At 37.8% G+C, this 20,930-nt stretch carries 14 protein-coding genes; 4 read left to right on the plus strand and 10 right to left on the minus strand.

Translation table 11 applies throughout. The annotated features are described in order from the left end of the window. Positions 1–94: 94 nt before the first annotated feature. From BKL51_RS02985 to BKL51_RS02995, 3 genes are all read right to left on the minus strand, one after another. On the minus strand, positions 95–10,399 hold the full coding sequence (locus BKL51_RS02985) for a hemagglutinin repeat-containing protein (RefSeq protein ID WP_077465262.1): 10,305 nt from the start codon (positions 10,397–10,399) through the stop codon (positions 95–97). A gap of 30 nt (positions 10,400–10,429) precedes the next feature. Beyond that, a complete protein-coding gene (locus BKL51_RS02990; RefSeq protein WP_077465263.1) occupies positions 10,430–12,118 on the minus strand; it encodes a ShlB/FhaC/HecB family hemolysin secretion/activation protein in 1,689 nt (562 codons plus the stop codon). Positions 12,119–12,778: 660 nt separating this feature from the next. Continuing rightward, on the minus strand, positions 12,779–13,465 hold the full coding sequence (locus BKL51_RS02995) for a hypothetical protein (protein ID WP_077465264.1): 687 nt from the start codon (positions 13,463–13,465) through the stop codon (positions 12,779–12,781). Between the two features lie 123 nt (positions 13,466–13,588). Here BKL51_RS02995 and yfaE point away from each other — a divergent pair, with 123 nt between their 5' ends. Beyond that, a complete protein-coding gene (yfaE, locus tag BKL51_RS03000; RefSeq protein WP_077465265.1) occupies positions 13,589–13,837 on the plus strand; it encodes a class I ribonucleotide reductase maintenance protein YfaE in 249 nt (82 codons plus the stop codon). Here yfaE and dapB read toward each other — a convergent pair. The 7 genes from dapB to BKL51_RS03035 form a co-directional block, all read right to left on the minus strand. Next, positions 13,832–14,644: a 4-hydroxy-tetrahydrodipicolinate reductase gene (gene dapB / locus BKL51_RS03005; protein WP_077465266.1), complete on the minus strand. Its 813-nt coding sequence runs from the start codon at positions 14,642–14,644 to the stop codon at positions 13,832–13,834. The two genes, yfaE and dapB, sit on opposite strands and share 6 nt — an antisense overlap. A 15-nt stretch (positions 14,645–14,659) precedes the next feature. Further along, positions 14,660–15,289 (minus strand): homoserine/threonine efflux transporter, encoded by a 630-nt coding sequence (locus BKL51_RS03010; protein ID WP_077465267.1) that lies wholly within the window; start codon positions 15,287–15,289, stop codon positions 14,660–14,662. Positions 15,290–15,292: 3 nt separating this feature from the next. Continuing rightward, positions 15,293–15,781 (minus strand): phosphatidylglycerophosphatase A, encoded by a 489-nt coding sequence (locus BKL51_RS03015; RefSeq protein WP_077465268.1) that lies wholly within the window; start codon positions 15,779–15,781, stop codon positions 15,293–15,295. Then, complete coding sequence (gene thiL / locus BKL51_RS03020) at positions 15,778–16,764, minus strand: thiamine-phosphate kinase (RefSeq protein ID WP_077465269.1); 987 nt, start codon at positions 16,762–16,764, stop codon at positions 15,778–15,780. The genes BKL51_RS03015 and thiL overlap by 4 nt, the downstream gene beginning before the upstream one ends. A gap of 66 nt (positions 16,765–16,830) precedes the next feature. Next, positions 16,831–17,265, minus strand: coding sequence for a transcription antitermination factor NusB (gene nusB / locus BKL51_RS03025; protein ID WP_077465270.1), 435 nt, complete (start codon positions 17,263–17,265; stop codon positions 16,831–16,833). A 3-nt stretch (positions 17,266–17,268) separates the two neighbouring features. After that, positions 17,269–17,742 (minus strand): 6,7-dimethyl-8-ribityllumazine synthase, encoded by a 474-nt coding sequence (gene ribE / locus BKL51_RS03030; RefSeq protein ID WP_077465271.1) that lies wholly within the window; start codon positions 17,740–17,742, stop codon positions 17,269–17,271. 118 nt (positions 17,743–17,860) lie between these two features. Next, positions 17,861–18,301: a YcgN family cysteine cluster protein gene (locus tag BKL51_RS03035; protein WP_198930104.1), complete on the minus strand. Its 441-nt coding sequence runs from the start codon at positions 18,299–18,301 to the stop codon at positions 17,861–17,863. Positions 18,302–18,587: 286 nt separating this feature from the next. On the opposite strand from BKL51_RS03035, the gene pxpB reads away from it, so the two are divergent. From pxpB to pxpA, 3 genes are read left to right on the plus strand one after another with little or no spacing between them, the layout of a single operon-like run. Next, entirely contained in the window at positions 18,588–19,238 is a 651-nt protein-coding gene (gene pxpB / locus BKL51_RS03040) for a 5-oxoprolinase subunit PxpB (RefSeq protein WP_077465272.1), read from the plus strand. Continuing rightward, positions 19,235–20,167 carry a biotin-dependent carboxyltransferase family protein gene (locus BKL51_RS03045; RefSeq protein WP_077465273.1) on the plus strand — a complete coding sequence of 311 codons (933 nt, stop codon included), beginning with the start codon at positions 19,235–19,237 and terminating at the stop codon, positions 20,165–20,167. Before pxpB ends, BKL51_RS03045 begins: the two co-directional genes overlap by 4 nt. Next, the gene (gene pxpA, locus BKL51_RS03050; RefSeq protein ID WP_077465274.1) at positions 20,154–20,897 is read left to right on the plus strand and encodes a 5-oxoprolinase subunit PxpA; all 744 of its coding nucleotides are present in this window, start codon (positions 20,154–20,156) and stop codon (positions 20,895–20,897) included. The genes BKL51_RS03045 and pxpA overlap by 14 nt, the downstream gene beginning before the upstream one ends. The last annotated feature ends 33 nt before the right edge of the window (positions 20,898–20,930 follow it).

Below are 20,930 nucleotides of genomic sequence, written 5' to 3' on the forward strand. Positions count from 1 at the left end.
ACTTTGATTTTAAACGAGCGTAATTTCGTATTTGAATATTCTGATATAACAATCTGCCCATTTAATGAGCAGATTGTTATTTCAGACATGATATTTAATTAAGATCTAGTGTCTTAAGCGGGTTTTCAATGACCTGATCCTTAATGGTAAACTTCAAGTTCGGATTATCTCTGTAGTTTTCATACAGGTAACGTAGTTCTCTTGAAGTGACCGAATTATAAAATTCATAATTCGGATCGAACAATTTCTTCAGATTACTCATATTTATTTGAGTTTTATCTTTATTGAAGGTCATTGTATCCGTCGCCAAACCGTCTAGCGCAAAATAGACTTTTCCACCTCTTTCCAGTGTTTCTTTAGCAATCAGCTTTGTTTTTTCAGAGAAGAAATCTTCACGACTTCTATTTAATCCATCTCTTGTTGCTATATATTGCTCAATTACGGCATTTTGCTCTTTTGTGAACGATGGTGAAGTTTGAGGTTCATCTAAATCCAAATTTTCATTTTGTTTCAACTGCTGGAATAAATGCTGCTCCTTCTCGTTGAAATCTGATATTTGTTTTAATGCCTCTACCGCTACCGGATTTTGTAACAATTCAGTGATAATTTTTTTATTATCCTCCGTATTTGCTTGATTAATACGGCTACGCGAAGATGTAGCTAAGGCGTTATCCGCCCCAAGATCTTGGAAAGTTGCAATACGATCAATATCCTGCTCCGAAACTTTCCCTTGTTTAACCTTATCTGCTAATTTAGACAAATTACTGAACTCATAACCCAAATTCAGCTCACCAATATAGCTATCCGCTAATATAGGGTTTCTTTTGTCTTTATCCGCTTTATTCGCATGAGCAATCAGCTCTTTACGCCCATCCTTTAGACCATAAATTAAGGCATTATTACCTAAATCAGTTCCCTGCGGTTTGGGGGTTTCTAAATTACTATTTTTAGTCGGCAGATGTTCTATTGATTGAATATCCCGTCTTTCCCCCGTATAACCTTTATCTACTAATTTACTAAGTTCTTCACCTAATTTATGACCAGAGAAGAATGCCTCTCTCTCCTGAGGTTGCTTTTGATATTGACGCATAGTTGTTAAACCAGAACTAATATAATACTGTCCGTTCAATGCCATCAAATTCGCATCAGCCTTCATATGATCCGGTAATTTATCCTTATGACGAATAATCTGAGCTTGATCGTGGTGAGTCAATTCATGAACAATCGTATCCAAAATTTCCTTGTTATTCTGCTTCTTAGTCCGTAAAAAGCTTAGAATAGGCATCGCATTTATTCGAACGACATCATTACTATAAGCACCGTGTCTCGTTGACAAAGGATTATTACCAGTAATTTCTAACTCTGCACGTCTTCCCTCAATACCTGTAACTTCTTTTAAAGCATCAAACTTCGCTTGTTCAACCAAACTGAATAAACGCTTAATACCCTCTTCATTTCCAGATAGTTTTTGCTTCATTAATTGATGGAATTCCTTGTTTGAATCCAGCTTGTCCACAATTTTTCTATTAATCTCGCTGCGAGATTGTAAATATGCATCATCAAGCTCAATTTTACTCATAATTTTACCCATATTTTTTACATTCTGTCCTTCAAATCCTTCAATGGTATCCGGACGATGAATTTTGTTACGAGTTTCTTTAGCTTTATTTGTTAATGCAGTCGCCTCTTCTACACTTGAACCATAGGCTAAATCTTGCAATGCTTTTAATAGATGCTCTTTTGGCAAATTTTCAGCATTTTCAGCCAAAATCTTTAATTTTTTCTCTGCCTCTTTCGCACTATCCCGCTCACGAGCCTTTTGCTTCGCTTGTTCAAATAGTTTTTTAGCATCAATCTTCGGTTTATTTACTTCATTACCGTTTTGATTTTTTTCAACGTTATTGTTGCTATTATTGCTATTTGCCTGTGTAAGCGAAGATACCGCATCATCGGTTTCTGCTTTAGTCTTCGCTGATTCGGCTAGAGCAGGGATTTCCGCATAATCACTTTCGGCACTATCCACTTTTGCTTTATTACCAGGGTGGCTCAAAGCTGGGATTTCAGCGTAATCACCTTCAACACTATCCGCTTTTGCTTTATTACCAGGGTGGCTTAAAGCTGGGATTTCAGCGTAATCACTTTCAACACTATCCGCTTTTGCTTTATTACCAGGGTGGCTCAAAGCTGGGATTTCAGCATAATCACTTTCAACACTATCCGCTTTTGCTGTATTACCAGAGTGGGTTAAAGCCGGGATCTCAGCATAATCACTTTCGGCATTGTCTGTTTTTACTTTATCGCCAGACTGGAGCAATACTGGAATTTCCGTTGCATCTTCTGCTGAACCGGTTTTCGCTTGAGCCGGACTTTCCGTTCCGGTCATATCCTCTTTTAAGCGTTTAATCGTCATATAATCGCCGTTATCTTCACGCGGAACCGATCGTTTTTTCCCTAAGGATTCATCCTTCTCTTTTACAATTCTAGCCGCTTTTTCCGATTCGGATTCAGTTTTTACCTTTTTCTTGGTCGGATCTATTTGAGCATAGATATCTTCTGCTTTACCTACCAAGCTTGAGCCCGATTCGGTTGAAGCAAATTTCGGTGTCGCATCCTCTATCGATTTCTCGCTTAAAATGCGTAAAAATTCGCTAATCACTTTCGGACTGGTTGTACTGTCTTTCGAGCTATCTGATTGAGGAATGATAGTTTCCTCAAATTTGCTACCGAATTTGGTAAATGGCGGATAGCCTGCATCCAGTAATAATTTATTGGCGATAACTCGTGCAACTCGACCATTACCTTCAGCAAACGGATGATAAGCAATCACACGCTGATAAACCATACCGGATAATACACTCGGTTCAACACCACGCGCTTTAGCATCATTGATAAAATCCACCATCTCGGCAAGCTGCAATTTAGATGCCTGTGGACCAGAGAAAATAGCATCTTCTTTAGTCAAAGATTCTTTCTTATACAGAATTCTGTTTTCCCCTTCATCCGGACGTAAACCGTGATTAAGTTTTTCAATACTTTCTACGGTTAAACCGTTTTTCGTATTACTTAAAAACTCTTCCACCGCTCCTTGAAGTTTATCTTTTAAATCAGGAGAACGTTGGATAGTTTTAGAGGTTTCGGCTAGAGCATCCACAATACGTTGTGTTTGCTCTGGCACCCCCATAATATCTTCACTTTTCGGCAATTTTTTCACTAACTGCTGAATCTCATTGAACTCCTGCTCACTTGGTTTAAAGTGTAAGGCTTCGTTAATCTTACGTTCGGTTCTTTTTGCTCCGTCAGTGAGAATATCGTCTAGCTCGGCTGAGCCTGCCATCTGTTTTAATACTGCTTCAGGGACACTTTTCTTCGCAGCTTCGCGTGCTTCAGCTAAAAACTCACTATTATTAAGAATTTTTTGTTCAAATTCATCATAACGCTTTGCCTCAAGGCTTAATAACTCTTTCAAATTCAAGTTATCTTCAAGTTTTTCATAGTTTGGTTTTCCGTTAGCTTGCTCATCAGTATCCAATAAGCGATTGTTGTTATTTACATTTTCCTCAGTAGTTTTTGAAGAGCCTCTATCCTTCTTGAAGAATTGCTTAATCTTCTGGAAGAACGAAGGCGAACTTTGTGTATCAGCTTGTTCCACACTTTGGACTTCAGGCACTGCTGGCGATAACTTACTGCTGTTATTACTATTGACCTGAGCATTATCGGATTCTACTTTAGTTTTAGCTGATTCGGCTAAAGCAGGTATTTCCGCATAATCACTTTCTGCGTTATCCGCTTTTACTTTATTATCAGAATGAATTAAAGCTGGGATTTCAGCATAATCGCTTTCTTTGAGATCCAAATCATCCTTCGCTTTTCCATCTTGTGGTAATTCCGGTAGAGGACGTTTTGCCTTATGTTCTTCCATTACAGCAGAAATTTCCTCATAGATTGGCTCTTCCGATTTTTTCGCTTTCGTGACTTCGCTGTAAACCGGCTCGGACTCTGCTGATTTACGTTGCGCACTCGCATTTTCATCGCCTAATTTCGCGTAAGGGCTAGCCGGAATTTCTTCATAAATTGGCTCTTCCGATTTTTTCGCTTTCGTGACTTCGCTGTAAATCGGCTCGGACTCTGCTGATTTACGTTGTGCACTCGCATTTTCATCGCCTAATTTCGCGTAAGGGCTAGCCGGAATTTCCTCATAGATTGGCTCTTCCGATTTTTTCGCTTTCGTGACTTCGCTGTAAACCGGCTCGGACTCTGCTGATTTACGTTGCGCACTCGCATTTTCATCGCCTAATTTCGCGTAAGGGCTAGCCGGAATTTCTTCATAAATTGGCTCTTCCGATACTTTAGTTTTTTGTGATAGAGCGTTATCTGAAGCAATATTATTCAAACTGTTTACACTATCTTGATTAGTTTTTTTGCTGAATTTTTGTTTGGCTTTATCTACTCCTTTTTTACCTAACTCAGCTAAATCGCCTAATTCAAAGCCGAAACTGGTGCTTGCATACTCATCATCTCTATGAACCGTTTTAGATTCATTGAGTTCATTATTGATAGGTTTTTCAACATTTTGGGTATCAACACCCGATAAAGTAGAATGTTGTGTTGCCTCATAATGTCTTTGTGCTGAACGCCCCCCCCTTACATTAGCTTGAGACGTTCCCCTTTCATTTAACCCTATGGACATACCAAACTCACCGCCATCTTTATGATGATAATCTTCCAAAGATTGATGAGTAACATCACCTGTAATACGGAGTTTCTTATCGCCACTTTTATCAACCAAATAACCGCCTTTTAGATCTAGATCGTTAATTTGACCGATCATTTTTCCAGCTTCTATACCTGATTGATGACCTACTTTACGGCTGGTTTCATCTTCTTGCCCATATCCGGCAGTTACGCTAACTGTCGGTTTAACTGTTAAAGCTGTAGTAACGGACGCACCAGCAGAAAAACCAAAATCAGCATGCTTATTATGTCTTTCATAAGTATCTTGTTTGGATTCAATTGATGTTTTTCCTTCTACTTTCGTTCTATAAACATCAGCTTTGATATTAGCGCCGGATAATGTGAAATCTTTTTCTGTATTAATCTCGACTTCATCTCCCAGTAATTGACTATTCTGATAAGTAGTAGATTGTGTATTAGTTAAAGAATATCCCCCATCTACTCCAGCATTTACACCAGCGGCACATCCATCGGACATAACACCACAGGAAACAGAGCTTCCTACAGAAAGTTTTGCATGCCAAGACTCATCCGACTCCGTTCTTTCTGTTTTTCCTGCATTAATCGACACGTCATCTTTTGCATTGATAGAAAGTTTACCACTCTTGCTGCGCTCAACGTTATTTAACTCTACCCTACCGTCTGTTGCACTTAACACAAGATTACCGTTTAAGGTATTACGATTATCGGATTTTTCATTAAAACTCGCATTAGATTGGCTATACCCAGCCTGAGCTTTCACTGATGCACCAACTAAATCGCCAGTCACCAAGTTAGCGAGATCACTAGTAACTTGTAATGCTGCTGTACCATCTTGCTTAATGCCTTTTTTAGCATCTTCTGCTTGCTTAACAGCATGGCTAACTATATCGGCAATTGCAGAATGGGTTTCACCGACTAAACCGAGTTTAAAAGATGACTTTGAAGATTTAAAATCAGTTTCATCTTTATATTTAGTTGAAATAATCTCTTTCGCGGTTAGCTTCAATTTATCATAGCTTACGTTCTTTTGAGCTTCAAAAAAGGACTGATCTTTTTCTGACATTAACTCTGCAATTTCTTCTTCGGACAGCTTACGCAGATTTGGATTATCCTCTTTTGCTTGACCGTCTTGAGTTTGATCTTCTGTTTTAGAGGTTTCATCAGATACATTACTATTTTCTGATTTAACCGCTTCTCCTTCATTCTGATCAGGTTGTGTCGAATCAGACATCGATTTATTAATATCTAATCCGCCGATATCTAAGGTACCTAAAACGTGTAAATCCCCCCCTTTTACTTCAAACTCGCTATTTATATTTTTTAAATCTGTCTTAGCACTTTTTTCTTGTTCAAATCTTATACCTAATTCACCATTAGCTCCGGTATGATCGCTTTCTGATATTTGGCTAGAAACTCCATCAATACTATCAGTCGAAGCTGAAACGGAATAGCCTCCACCACTGGCTGATGCACTTGAAAATAAGCCAAAGACCGACTTTGATTTTTCAGTATGTTGAATATTTTGGCCCGTCTTTGTTTTGTAATCTCCTTTTACAATACCGGTAACAATATCTGCTTTTATTTTACTTCCAGCTTGCTCTACATCACCTTTCACAGCTAAATGGAGATGATCAAATTCTAAATCAGAGCCAACAGATTCCGCACTATAAGAATCTTCTGTTTCTACTCCAGTAATAACTGTTTTACCAAGTAGTTGTTTTTGCTTATGACTACTACTAAATTTATGTGTATCTTTGGCTTTCAGATCCTTAGTTTTAACAAATCCTGTTTTTCCTTTCACATCGGAAGCAGTAATATCAATATCACTGTCCAGATCTGTTTCTAAATGTAGGTGTTGTTCTGAAGCAATCTTTGATTTCTGAACCGTCGTATTTCCCTTCTCATCAGTGTAGGAAGTTGCGGTCGATTCAATACCTTTGTGCCCTTTTAGGCTAACCAATTCTTTACCTAAAATATCACCTGTATTTTTAATTTTATTTTCCGCTTCAATATCAACACGATTTCCTGCAATAGTACCGGAATTGTGTACGTCTTTAGCCTTCAATTTCAATTCCCTGGCTTTTATGACCGCACTTCCTAATCCTTTATATTTTTCCGCATCTTCTAAAGTTTGTTTTGCAAAATAAACTTGAGGGATATATGTCTCTTTTCCATTAATGGTTGATTTGACATACCAAATAATATCCTCTTTTAAGTTGTCTTGCTGTTCTTTGGTTAATGCTTTGCCTAAAGTTAGATTTAGATCTCCTGATGTATGGTACGCATTGTCCATTAAACGTTTAACTAACTCGACATTAGTTAAATCGTATTTGAGTGCCAAATGATTATCGACTTTTTTCTCGATACTACGAGTGATCAACTGATGCTCAAAATAGCTATCGCCAATTACACTTACTTTGCTTTCTGAACCTTTTGGCGCAATCCGATTAAAGAAATAATCAGAACCGACATAATCATTTTGATTAATATATTTCATTCTGGTGTGATAAAGTGGATCAACCTCTACTCGAGCGCGATCTTTATCTAGAGGAATTTCTTTTTTCTTCGCCAATTCATCAGCTTTTCTTTTCTCTTCGGCTAATTTTTTCTCATACTCTTCGAGACGTTGTTTTTCCTCTTCAGAAAGCGAGTCTAGTTTTTTCTGTTCCTCTTCTAATTGTTTTTTTCTACGTTCTGCCTCTTCTAAACGCTCTTTTTCAAGACGTTCTTTTTCCAAACGTGCTTTTTCTAGACGCTGTTTTTTCTCTTCTTCTGTTTCACTCAGTAGATTTTTGTCTTCTTTTGGGATGAAGATATTAGAGTCATCCTCTTTTTTCTTATTAAACGAACGATCAATGAATAAATTCGGATTAGCCAATAATTCTAACAATGTAGATAAATCAATTTCACTATTATCGTTATTTTCTGGCTGTGCAACAAATGGTTTGAATTGAATCGGTGGTGCTTGTATTGTATGTTTCCCAATAGGGACTTCATTATCGAAAGCTCCCTTTTCCCCTTTTTCACCATTAATTAATGTATCGGTATTACCGATAAAAGATCCGGCTAATATTTTGGCTTTTTCATGGGGATAAAATTCCAATTCTTTGGATTTTCCGCTACTATTTGCAAGCTCTGCTGCATCATAGGCTTTTTTTAGTTCAGTAAGCGATTTATTTTCCCAATGAACACCAAATGTATTTGTCAATACGGATTGAAGTAATGGCGAATTGATAGATTTTAATAATTTAAAAACCTGTAATTTACTTACATAATATGCTCCCTGTTGAAAATGGGTCTGAGTATCATTACTTAGGAAAAACTTTATTAATTCAGAGAGAGATTTAAATTTATATTCTGCTGTCGCCTGCAATGAACTCCCAAATAGATTGAAAACAGGCCTAAAAGTAACCGTAATATTAGCAGGTGAATTTAAATAAAAATCAAATACATTTAACTTGCTACTTTTCATATTATTAATGATATTTTTAGCACCATTACCAATTAGATTTTTTTGAATATTAATTATGCCATGGTTAACTATTCCTGCATCATCTAATGTTGATTCTTTTTGAATAAACTCAAAGTCATTCTCACCACGAATATTACCCATATATTTAATTTTTAGGCTATTTCCATTAAGATCAGTAATAGAACCAAAAATTTTATAGAAATCTCTTCTGACTGTACCTATATCGGCAATTGATCCTTTTATATTTCCATTAGATATATCTACACTGCCTCCAAGTTCAACGTCATTTAATAACTTTTGAGCTGATACAGTGATTTTCCCTTTTGAAAGAATTTCTCCTCGATTATGAATAATATCATCTGCATTTAAATTCATTACACCGTCTGAATGCAAAACTCCAGTCGCATTATTGGTAATATTTGAGGAGACAGTTAGATTTAAGCTGTTTTTTGCACCCAATAAACCTTCGTTTGTAATTTTTTGACTATTTACAGATAACTGATTAGCGCTAGTTAATATCCCTTTATTGATAAAAGCATCATTTGAGTTGATATCCAGTGAAGATAATAATTGGTTTTCCGAATCTTTATCAAAAAAGACTTCTTGGGCAGAAAGCGTTAATTTTTCTCTAGCCTCCGGTAGTTTATGAGAGGCTGAGTGGAAATGGGTGAATCTAAACGTAAGGTTCGCAGTCCCTTTACTTTGAATAATCCCATTATTGTGATAACCATCATCTGGAGTAGTATTATTTTGGGATAAAATATTACCAAAGGTAGATATATCAAGCGTCTTTTCGGCTAGAATATCTTTCTTATTATCTAGCTTTTCTACATAAATTTTATTAAAACGAGCCGCAATCGTACCACTATTTTCCAGATTCTTACCTTTAATATCCAGATTTGTTGCAATTACAGTTGAATCCTTACCAATTTGAGTTGACTGGCTATTGATATCAACCTTTGTTCCTCTCACTTTGGCATTTTTGGCCGTTATAGTTTTATCCGCTGAAATATCAACTTTCTGACTACTTACTTTTGTATTTTGTTTTAGGTTAACCTCTGTGGAGATTAAATTAGTAGTTTTCCCTGCAGAGATTTGACCATTAATATCAAGCTTTTTACTGCCTTTTGAGGATACATTTTGTTTAGCTTGTAAGGTTGCAACTTCAACATTACCTTGTTTATTCTCAATTTGGATATCCTTCTCTGAAAGAATAATACCCTTATGATTTACCCCAGCGCCCGTATCTGTTGTGATAAATTGGATATGATTACCATACATAGCGCCGGCTTCTGTACCGGTAATTGCGATTTCCGTGGATTTAGCCTGCTTAGATTTCGCCTTTCTTGCTTTCACATCGTATTCTGATGAACCGGCTACAAAGGTTATATTGGTTTCAACAGGCGCTTTATCATTAATGTTACGGACGGCCCCTTTTTGCTCAATTTTTTTCGCAACAATATCTAAATATTTCAATCCGTCAGTGGCAATCCCGTCTTTATCAATGGTTACCGTTCCTTTCTCGACAGACAGTTTTAAGCCGTTTTTCGGATCAATCACATTACTGGTTGAAGTTACAAAACGATCCGTATTGAATGTTTGTACACCGTTAATATTAATTCCGTTCGGGTTAATAATTAATAGATCTGCTTTATCACCAAAAACTTCCAATCCGCCTTTAATTTTACTCATCTGACTACCTGTTACCTGAGTTAAAATTGCTTTGGCTGTATTTTTATCAAAGTTTTGGTTTTTTTCTAAATGACCGACTAAATAAGAATTTCCTTCCTTATTGCTATTATTAAATACCGCACCATTGCCGACATTGAATTTTTGGAATTTATTATCAGAAATACCATCATATTGAGGTTTGGCAATCTCAATAATATGTACGCCATTAGTTGTCTCAGATATTTTTGTTTCACGATTATTTTTATCTAAAACGATATCCTTGCTATTTACATCAGCAAATACGGTATTTGGTACAACGAATAAGAAGGCTAATGCAGCATTTCCCAGATGTAACAAACGTGATTTAATAAGACAAGAAAATGTAGATAGACGGAAGATATGGCGTCCTTCACTGCTAGATTCGCCTTCTTCTTTATTTTCTACACTACCAGTGTCGCCTGATTCATAGTTAATATATTCAGCGACGGGAACTAAACATGATTTTGATTTACTAAAAATCAGTTTATATCTATTTTTATTCATACTAAATTTCTCCTATATTAAAAATATGAATTAAAATGAAATTGAGCCGTTTACATAGTAAATGTGGGCATCACCTTTATTTACTTTTACATTCTTAATTGGCTTGGAATAAGTGAAAGATAAGTTAAGGCGACTGATTTGAAATTTTGTTCCAATAGCCATCCCTGCAATAGTTTCATTACCTTGATTGAGATGTTTAAATATGCGACCGAAATCAACACCTAAGAAAGGTTTGATTTGGGAAATAGACATTTTTTGAGGATAAAATGGGATATCAACTGTTTGTGAAATATAATAACCGCTGTCTCCGGAAATGATTCCACCTTTAAATCCTCTTACGGTATATTCATCTCCGATAGAGAATTGATTATCGGAATACAAACTATAAGGAGAGTATTGGAATCCTAAACGAAGTTGATAATTAAGCGCTCTTTCTTTAATCGCAAAAGCTTTATACCAGCTCATTGTGCCTGATAATAAAGAGAGTGTTTTATCTCCTTTTGAATTATATGCAAGGCTATCGGCACCAAACCAACCTAAACCGTTTGAATAAGAAATATCGTTATACAGTTTTCCTCCTAAAACATTTGTAATATAGGATAATCCGACTGTAAGTTTATTATTATTGAAATGGCTGACTAAACGCGCCCCGATATAGTTTTTCTTTGTTTTAAATTCTAATTCGCCGTAACCTGAAAAAATCATATCTTTATTACGAGCAAGAACTTTAGCAAGTTTAATATTTGCAGTTTTAATTTTCCCTTCTGAGCTATAACTGTGAATACCTTTTATTTCTTTCTTACTATCCGATTGTGACACTCTTAAATCTAATGTATAAGAAGAAAATGGTTGGCTATAACTTAATAAATAGTTTTGTTGATTATTTCGTTTATGTTTTTTGTATAGTCGATATCCTGTTGAAAAATACCAACTATCATTAATTCCTAGTAAATCACCCCAACTAATACTTGCCGTAAGTTGATTTCGTCCGTTTTCGTTGTTTTCTGCACCGGAGTTATTAAAGCCTAGTGTAATTCGGGGTAAATAAGTGCGCTGAGTAATTAAATTAAAATTGGACTCACCATCTTTCTCTGCTGCAACAACTTTTATTTCTGCGGATTTATTTGTTGTATTTAAAATTTCAACTAACTGATCAACATCATAAACATTAAGTAATTTATTTTTTAAATTAGGCAATACAAAAACCATTGCTTTATCTTTAAATGTTTCTGGAAGAGCACCATTGACAAAATAATCGCGAACGTAGCCCCAATGAATAATAAAATCCAATTCATTTTTATCGGTAACGTTACTCTTTAAGCCAACGGCACTTGTTACATAGCCTGCACGGTACAGTACATCGGTCAAATCTTTAACTAACGCAAAAACTTGCTTAGTCGTCAGTGGCTTTCCCTCATATTGTTTAATGACGGAATCAAAATCCAAGCGAACGCTTTGTCCTGCTTGATCTACGGTAATGCGCTTAATGGTTCGATCTGTTTGTGTATCATCCGTCAATGTATTATCTGTTTTCGGATCAGCCTCTTTGCGCAGGAATTTCTCCGCCTTTTTTAAAGCTTCATCAGTTTCTTGAATTATTCTTTGATGCTTTAACTGCTGCTGTTCTTGGGTAAGAACGTCTGTTGCAAAAGCCGTTCCCGAGAATAAAGATAAGTAAAATAAATAGCCGATAGATTTTCTCGCTATTGAAGATTTCATCAATTGGTCTCCTTAATATGTAATATGCCTAAGTTATTCAATTAGTATAAAATTAAGACGATAAGCTACTTTCTATGAAGTAGCCCTGATTCTGCAGCTCCAATATGTCAACAAACCTGTATATCCGGCGAATGTCGAAACTTTACTACTCCACTGGATATAGCATTGTGAGCTAAACTTAGCGGAGACGATTTTTTCACCGTTTGTAGATTTGTATTTTTCGATAAGCAAAATCACACCCATATTAGACGGAGCTTTTCTTCAAAAATGACAAAAAAATGTAATAAACCTCCTTGATCGAACAAACAATAATCAAAATGATTATCATATAATCAAATCTTCTCAAATTTTTCCAAAAAGAAATGAGCTGAAATCAATTAGCCCTAAAAATTTCATACTATTTTTACGTTAAACAAATTTATCAATGTGTCTCTCAAATGTTGCAAAACGTTGAACCATTACAGAGTAAAATGAATTGATAGTTTGATGTGGTTGTGTGTGAAAATTTGATAGGAATAATGTTTATATATGGATGTTTGAACATTGGTTAGGTCTTAAAAAGCGGCTAGGGTTTACTCTCCCCTTAGTGAGTTCAAGCCTCACTTCCTCCGCCACCAATAAAAAAATTCCTTAGTTAAAAAGCTAAGGAATTTTTGTTTTTTACCAGCAAAACCTTTCATTTACATGATTTTCCGACCGCTCTTTTTGCCACTTCGCTTTATTTTGTGGAGCAGCAAAAAACTCATCCTGTGCCTTTAAACGAAGCTTCAATTTTTCCTCGGCTGCTTTTAATGCAACTTTGCGATCTTGAAATTTTGAGGGTAATGCTTTCATAAAAACCGTGTCATAAGGATGGGAAATTACCCAATTTACTGCTTCTTCCGCAGTTTTACGTTGTTTGTTTAAATCACAAAAAGCGTAGGGATTCACAAATTGCCCTACTACTTGGCTAAATCCCGTATTTTCCGCCACTGTCGTCTTTGGTAAATCCAACACATACAAGGCTGTAATTAAACGGTTTTGCCCACGATAAAACCATTTTACCGCATCATCACGTAAACCAAAATCATAAGCACGGGCCGCCAGAGTAAATAAGGTGATTGGCGAAATTCGTGCCGGATTTTCTAGCACAAACTTAACCGCACTTTGATATCCGTTTAAGGTATTTTCCCGCAACATCGGATCAAGTTGCTTATGCACAAATACGTTTCCCACTTTGCCTTTTTCGGAGGAATAATAAGGTTTCACATAAATATCAATAGATTTTACCGGTTCTTTGCTAATCGAGCTACAAGCGGTTAAACCAAGTGCAGTCAAAATTACAATAATTTTTACGGCTAATTTCACAATGCCTCCAACAAGAAATAATTCCTAAAATGAACTTATATCTCATCAAAATTTTGATGAATTTTAACAAAGTTTTCACTTTTTCCTATATAATTAGACAACAAATCGAATACGATGCAGAATATGAAAATTCACTTAATTCATAGCCAAACTACCCTTGATTTCAATAACGAAACAAGCCTACTCGATCACCTCAAACGTCACAATATTCACCACGAATACCAATGTCGTAGCGGTTATTGCGGTTCCTGTCGGGTGAAGATCAAAAAAGGCAAGGTATCCTATTCGGAAACTCCCCTTGCCTTTATCCAACCCGATGAAATTTTATTATGTTGTTGTCGTGTAGAAACGGATCTTGAATTGGAACTATAAATTATTCAAATCCAACACATCCGTCATATCAAATAAACCATGAGATTTATTTTCCAGCCATTTCCCCGCCCGTACCGCACCGTTGGCAAACGTCATACGGCTTGAGGCTTTATGGGAAATTTCCACCCGTTCCCCAATATCGGCAAACCATACGGTATGCTCACCTACAACGTCAGAGGCACGGATGGTTGAAAAACCGATTTCATCGGACTTACGCTCACCAGTAATGCCCTCACGGCAAAATACCCCATGAGTTTTCAAATCACGCCCCAAAGTTTTCGCAATATGTTCTCCCATTGAAAGTGCCGTGCCTGAAGGGGCATCCACTTTATGACGGTGGTGTGCTTCAATAATTTCAATATCGCAATAATTGCCCATTACCTTGGCGGCTTTTTCCAATAATTTGAATACTAAATTCACGCCGACACTGAAATTAGAAGCAAATACAATGGCAATTTTTTCAGCGGCAGATTGAATTGCAGCTTTACCCGCCTCATCAAATCCTGTCGTACCAATCACCATTTTTTTATTATTCGCCACACAAAATGCAATATGTTCAAGTGTGCCTTCCGGACGGGTAAAATCAATCAGCAAATCAAAATTGTCTTTTTGTTCGTGAAAATCATCAGACACCTTAATGCCTAAATGCCCAATACCTGTCAACTCACCGGCGTCCGCTCCTAATAATGACGATCCTTGACGCTCAAAAGCTGCGCCCAAGGTGACGCCTTCTGCACCATGAATCGCTTGAATCAATTGACGTCCCATTCTGCCGCCCGCACCGGCAACCGCAATTCTTAATGTCATATTTATACCCTTCTTTTAATTAATCATCTCAGTGATACCACTATAGATCAGTACACAACCAAAAAATAAAAATACCACGCCTGCTACATTATCAATATAACGGCTATATTGGCGATAAAACTGCTTTGCCACATTCCGTGAAAAAATAAATGAAATTAGATAAAAATACAAGAATGTTACAATGACAATTAAACCGAACGCCACGCCCATTTCCCATATTTCTGTCATTTTCGCTAAAACCAAAGACATTACACTTGAAAAATACACCACGGCTTTAGCGTTCGACAAATTGACCAATAAACCCTTTAGAATTTCTTTTTTAGCATTGGTTTGCTCATTTAATTCTTTCTCTGAAAGCGGTATAAATTCTGCATTTTGTCTGCTTCGAATCAATAAGAAACCAAGATAACTTAAATAACTTCCGCCCAGAATCATAATAAGTCCATGTAAAGCCGGCATCATAGCGAATAACACCGTTAACCCCAACATCGAAAGCGCAGCCCAAAACGCCACACCTATCGTGATGCCGATAACTCCATAAAAGGCGTTTTGACGGGAATTACTCGCCGCCATTCGGGTAACATAGAAAAAATCAGGCCCTGGTGTCATCAAACCAAACAAATGAACAATCAATAAATTTAACATCTTTTACCACTCTATATTTAACAAGAAAATCACCATTACCGCATAAATAGCGGCGATGATATCATCCACCATAATACCGAAACCGCTTTCCAGTTTTTCATCAAAATAACGAATCGGAAAAGGCTTGAGAATATCGAAAAAGCGAAACAAAACAAAAGCGGTCAACACCCATTGCCAGGACAAGTTAGGCACCGCGGCAAGGACGATAAACACGCCGACAAATTCGTCCCACACAATGGAACCATGATCATGCACCCCCATATCGTCAGCGGTTTTTTGGCATAAATAACAGCCGAGAACAAAGCAAAGTGCGGTCAAAATTAAGAAAGTTTTTGTTCCTAAAAGCACAAGTAAAATCACGCCTAATAAGGTGCCAAGGGCGCTCCCCCACGTTCCCGGTGCGGGATGAAGCAAACCTGAACCCAATCCCACAGCAAGCAAATGAACGGGATTTTTTAAAGAAATTCGTTTTAACGGATTATTTTCTGTCATTTTACTTCCTTAAAATGATCAAAACCTGATTTCGGCGAATACTCAACCACTTTCCCGTTACGCAAAAAACAGGTTGCAAACTGACCGCACTTTGCCTCAATAATACGTCCTATGCAAGTGCAAACAACATCAAGATTTTGTAACCGGGTTTCAAGGATTGATTGGGATTCAGGAGAAATGGTGAAACATAATTCATAATCTTCACCACCGCCTAAGGCAAATTGCTCAGCTTGCGTGTGCTCATAAAGATTTAATAATGATGATGAAAGTGGTAAGTCGGAAAGATCAATTTCCGCCGCACATTGACTACGTTTAAGAATATGTCTGAGATCGGAATTTAACCCATCGGAAAGATCAATAGCTGCATGGGCAATATCGACTAATGCTTGTCCAAGCGTGATCCGTGGCGTTGGGCGAAGATGGCGTTGCTGTAAAAACTCTTCATCAAAACCGACCGCTCTTTTGCCCGATAAAATTTGTTGCAAACCGGCGGCACTATCGCCTAATGTGCCTGAGACATAAATTAAATCCCCTACTTTAGCTTGATGGCGACACAATGCTCTTTCTTTTTCAACAAAGCCTTGTGCAGTAATCGTAATGGATAACGGACCTTTTGTCGTGTCACCGCCAATTAATGTGACGTTGTGATTTTTTAATGTGTGTAACAAACTTTGACTAAATCGGGCAAGCCAATTTTCATCAATTTTTGGTAAAGTTAATGCAAGGGAAACCCATTTGGGCTGCGCCCCCATTGAGGCTAAATCACTTAAATTGGTTGCCACCGCTTTATAGGCTAAATCTTCCGGTGAAACAGAAGGCAAAAAATGGGTATTTTCCACCATCGTGTCGGTGGTTATAGCAAGCCGGCTATTTTCCGGCACAGAGACTAAGGCACAATCATCACCAATGGATAAGGAAACAAAATCATCCGCTTGCCTCTGTGGTTGCTCAAAATAATGTTTAATTAAATCAAATTCACCCATGCCATTGTTTACCCATTAAAATAAAAAGCACGCGTAAACACGCGCGCCATTTATAGATCATCTAATTTATTTACGCCCTAATGCTGGCGCGATTTTATCTAATACACCATTAATATATTTATGGCTGTCGTCCGAACCAAACACTTTTGCCACTTCAATCGCTTCGTTAATCACAACTTTATACGGCACATCAAGCTCAAAACGCAATTCATACACCGCTAAACGTAAGATGGCTTTTTCAATAGGATCAAGTTCCTCAAACGCACGGTCAATATAAGGAGTAATAGAAAAATCAACCGCTTCAATATTATCTACGGCTTGACGAAATAATTTGCGGAAATAAGATTTATCTACGCCATTCATATCTTGATCAAGTAGGAATGCTAACTCCACCTGCTCCGCAGTATTACCGGAAATCGCCCAGGAATACAAGGCTTGCACGGCACATTCACGAGCCCGACGACGAGCTGATGGTTTCTTCATTATCTTTTGTTCTGCCATTATTTATGCCGCGTCAATTTGTTCAAGAAGGTTGATCATTTCAAGTGCCGTTAATGCGGCTTCCGATCCTTTATTACCCGCTTTTGTGCCGGCACGTTCAATAGCTTGGTCAATATTTTCAGTGGTTAACACACCAAATGCCACGGGAATTTCTGCTTCCATCGCCACTTTGCCTAAACCACTGCTTGCTTCGCCCGCAACATATTCAAAATGCGCCGTACCGCCACGGATAACCGTTCCCAATGCCACAATCGCATCAAACTTTTTGCTTTCCGCTAAACGACGGGCAACAAGGGGAAGCTCATAGGCACCAGGTGCACGCACGAGAGTAATATTTTCGTCTTTTACTTGGCCGATACGCTTTAACGTATCCACCGCACCCTCTAGCAAACTTTCATTAATAAAACTGTTAAAACGGGCAATCAACACTGCTACTTTTGCATTAGGTGCCGCAACAACGCCTTCTAAAACTTTCATACTTTTTCCTATCTTATTCGTCCTAATAAATTGGTGGCAGATTCTAGCATAAAAATTACTTCCTATCAGCATTTATCTTGTCTGCTCTAAAACTAAGTGCGGTCATTTTTTATGGTTTTTATTCCTCATCAAGGACAAATTCAAACCAATCTATCACCTCATTTTCATGCACGCCGTTTGTAATTAAAATACCGGCATTTTTTACACTCCGTTCATCGCAGGAAATCAATGGATGCCAATCAGGCAAAGGTTTACCTTCGTAAAGCAGCCGATAAGCACAGGTATCAGGTAACCAATGAAAATCAGGTAAATTCTTTTTAGTGAGTTTTGTACAGTCTTTTTCGATATTAAAACGTTCCGAATAATTACCGCACTTTCCGCTCTCCAGATCCAGTAAATTACAGGCAATGCGGGTGTAATAGAGTTTTTGTCGTTTTCCGCGGCCTTGAATATATTTGCGATAACAACATTTTCCGCAGCCATCACACAAAGCCTCCCATTCGGAATCGGTCATTTCAAGGAGAGATTTGGTTTGCCAAAAATTAGGAGATAAATTCATCATTTTGGAACTTTCAGGTATAAAACACATAACTTCAGATGACATAAACTAGGCGCCATCCACCGAGAACCGCACTATTATATGCAACGATCTCAAACTGAGTAATCTTACCATTATATCCCCCGAAAAAACCAAACAATGCAATATTATTCCGGCATATCTCAATTAAAATCTTGATATCGCTCACAATTTTGAAAATATTCATAATTTTTATAAGCCTTTTTATTGACTAGACAAAAAAATAGGAGTAAAAATTTTTAACAAAAAAGCAACATAAGGGCAATATATGCTGACCATTCATCACACTAGTGAATATTCCTTGATTTGCTCACTTCCTCCCCCTGCCGAGCTGTCAAAGCAGCAGTCTATTTGGCAATTATCAGAATTGACACAAGATCTTCCCGGCGTAGTTGAAACAGTTGTCGGAATGAATAATCTGACACTTTTTTGTCATCTTCATATCGATCCTCTTCAACTTATCCATGAAGTGCAGCAACTTTGGGAAAAAGTTCAATTACAAAAAACACATTTTCAAGGAAAATTAGTGGAAATCCCCGTACATTATGGTGGGGAGTTTGGTGAAGATTTACATTATGTGGCGAAATATCATCACACCACAGCAAAAGAAATTATTAATCGCCATACAGCCCCTGTCTATACGGTCTTTATGATGGGTTTCCAACCCGGTTTCCCTTATTTAGGCGGATTACCTGAATCTCTTCATACACCACGCCGCGATGAACCGAGAACAAGAGTCCCCGCCGGTTCAGTAGGCATCGGAGGAAGCCAAACGGGAATTTATCCTTTCACTTCCCCTGGCGGGTGGCAACTATTAGGTAGAACTGAAATTCAACTTTTTGATGTGAATCAAAGCCAGCCCGTTTTACTAAAAGCAGGCGATCAAGTGCGTTTTGTAGTGGAGGATATGACCCTATGATTTATGTTCAACATCTTCAAGGCTTTGCTCATCTACAGGATTTAGGCCGCTTTGGCTTACGCGGATTTGGTATCGGACATTCCGGTGCAATGGATTGCCTTGCATTACAAGCAGGAAATTTATTATTGAAAAATGCCAATAATTTGCCCGCACTTGAAATAGCCTTAGGAAGCCTGACAGTAACCTTTGACTGTGACACGCCATTTTGTTTAACCGGTGCATTATGTGAGGCGGAACTTGATGATAACCCGATTTCGCCTTACTGTCGTTACACGGCAAAAGCACGCCAAACCCTCAAAATCAAACGAATTATCCAAGGCAACTATACTTATCTTTGTGTTGCCGGAGGCTTTAAAGTACCTAAAGTATTAGGATCTTATAGCACCAATTTACAAGCAGGTTTTGGCGGATTTCAAGGACGTTTAGTCAAATCCGGCGATCATATTGCGACAGAATTAAGAGATACGGTGCTTAGTCCCTTAAGTATCGAACCAATTCCTTTTACAAACACAATTCATGCAACCGCTTCATCAGAATACGAGGCATTCAACCAAGAAACCCAAACATTATTTTGGCAACAGGGTTGGATATTACAACGAAACAGCAACCGTATAGGCTATCGCTTTTCCGGTTCTCAAAAATTAATGCTTAATTTCCCTCTTGAAATGCTCTCTTATGCCGTACCAATAGGCACAGTTCAAGTTCCTCCGGACGGTCAGCCGATAATATTAATGGCAGATGCTCAAACAACGGGCGGTTATCCAAAAATTGCCTGTGTTATTCAAGCGGATATTGGCAAATTGGCACAAATACCTTTTGGGGAAACCGCTTATTTTAAACAGGTTACCCATCAACAAGCGCGAGAGTTATACCAACAAGATCAAGATTATTTGACCTACATAAGGAGAAAAGTAGATGAAACGCGTTGATTTAAATGTAGATCTAGCCGAAGGCTATGCGAATGATGAAAAATTGTTGCAATTAGTCAGCTCTGCAAATGTTGCCTGCGGCTTGCACGCCGGTAATTATAATGAAATGCGTAAAGCCATTTTATGGGCAAAAGAAAATAATGTGACAGTAGGAGCACATCCGGGATATCCCGACCGTGAGAATTTTGGTCGCCTGAATATGAACTTAAGCGATGAAGAACTTCAAGCCTGCCTACGTTATCAACTCGGCGCGATTAAAGCCTTATGTGAGGCTGAAGGTGTCGCATTAAGTTACGTCAAGCCGCATGGCGCATTATATAATCAAGCGGCAAAAAATCCCCCACTAGCACGTTTAATTAGCCAAACAATCAAAAACTTTGATCCCGATTTAGCCCTAATGGGATTATCCGGAAGTGCAATGCTATCTGTAGCACAAGAGGTGGGGCTCAAAACAATTTCGGAAGTATTTGCCGATCGACATTATCAAGCCGATGGTTCATTAGTGCCGCGTAATTGTAATAATGCATTGGTAGAAAATGATCAAGAAGCGGTTGCACAGGTTCTACAGATGGTGATTGAGGGAACCGTTCCTACTGTCGAAGGTTTCAATATACCTATTCAGGCAGACAGTATTTGCTTACACGGCGACGGTAACCATGCGATTGAATTTGCGAAAAAAATTCGTGCGGCATTACAAGCAGAACAAATCATCATTTCGGCAAAATATTAATAATCCCAAGTTGCATAACAACCAACCTATCGG

Source organism: Rodentibacter sp. Ppn85, assembly GCF_001999335.1.
GTDB lineage: Bacteria > Pseudomonadota > Gammaproteobacteria > Enterobacterales > Pasteurellaceae > Rodentibacter.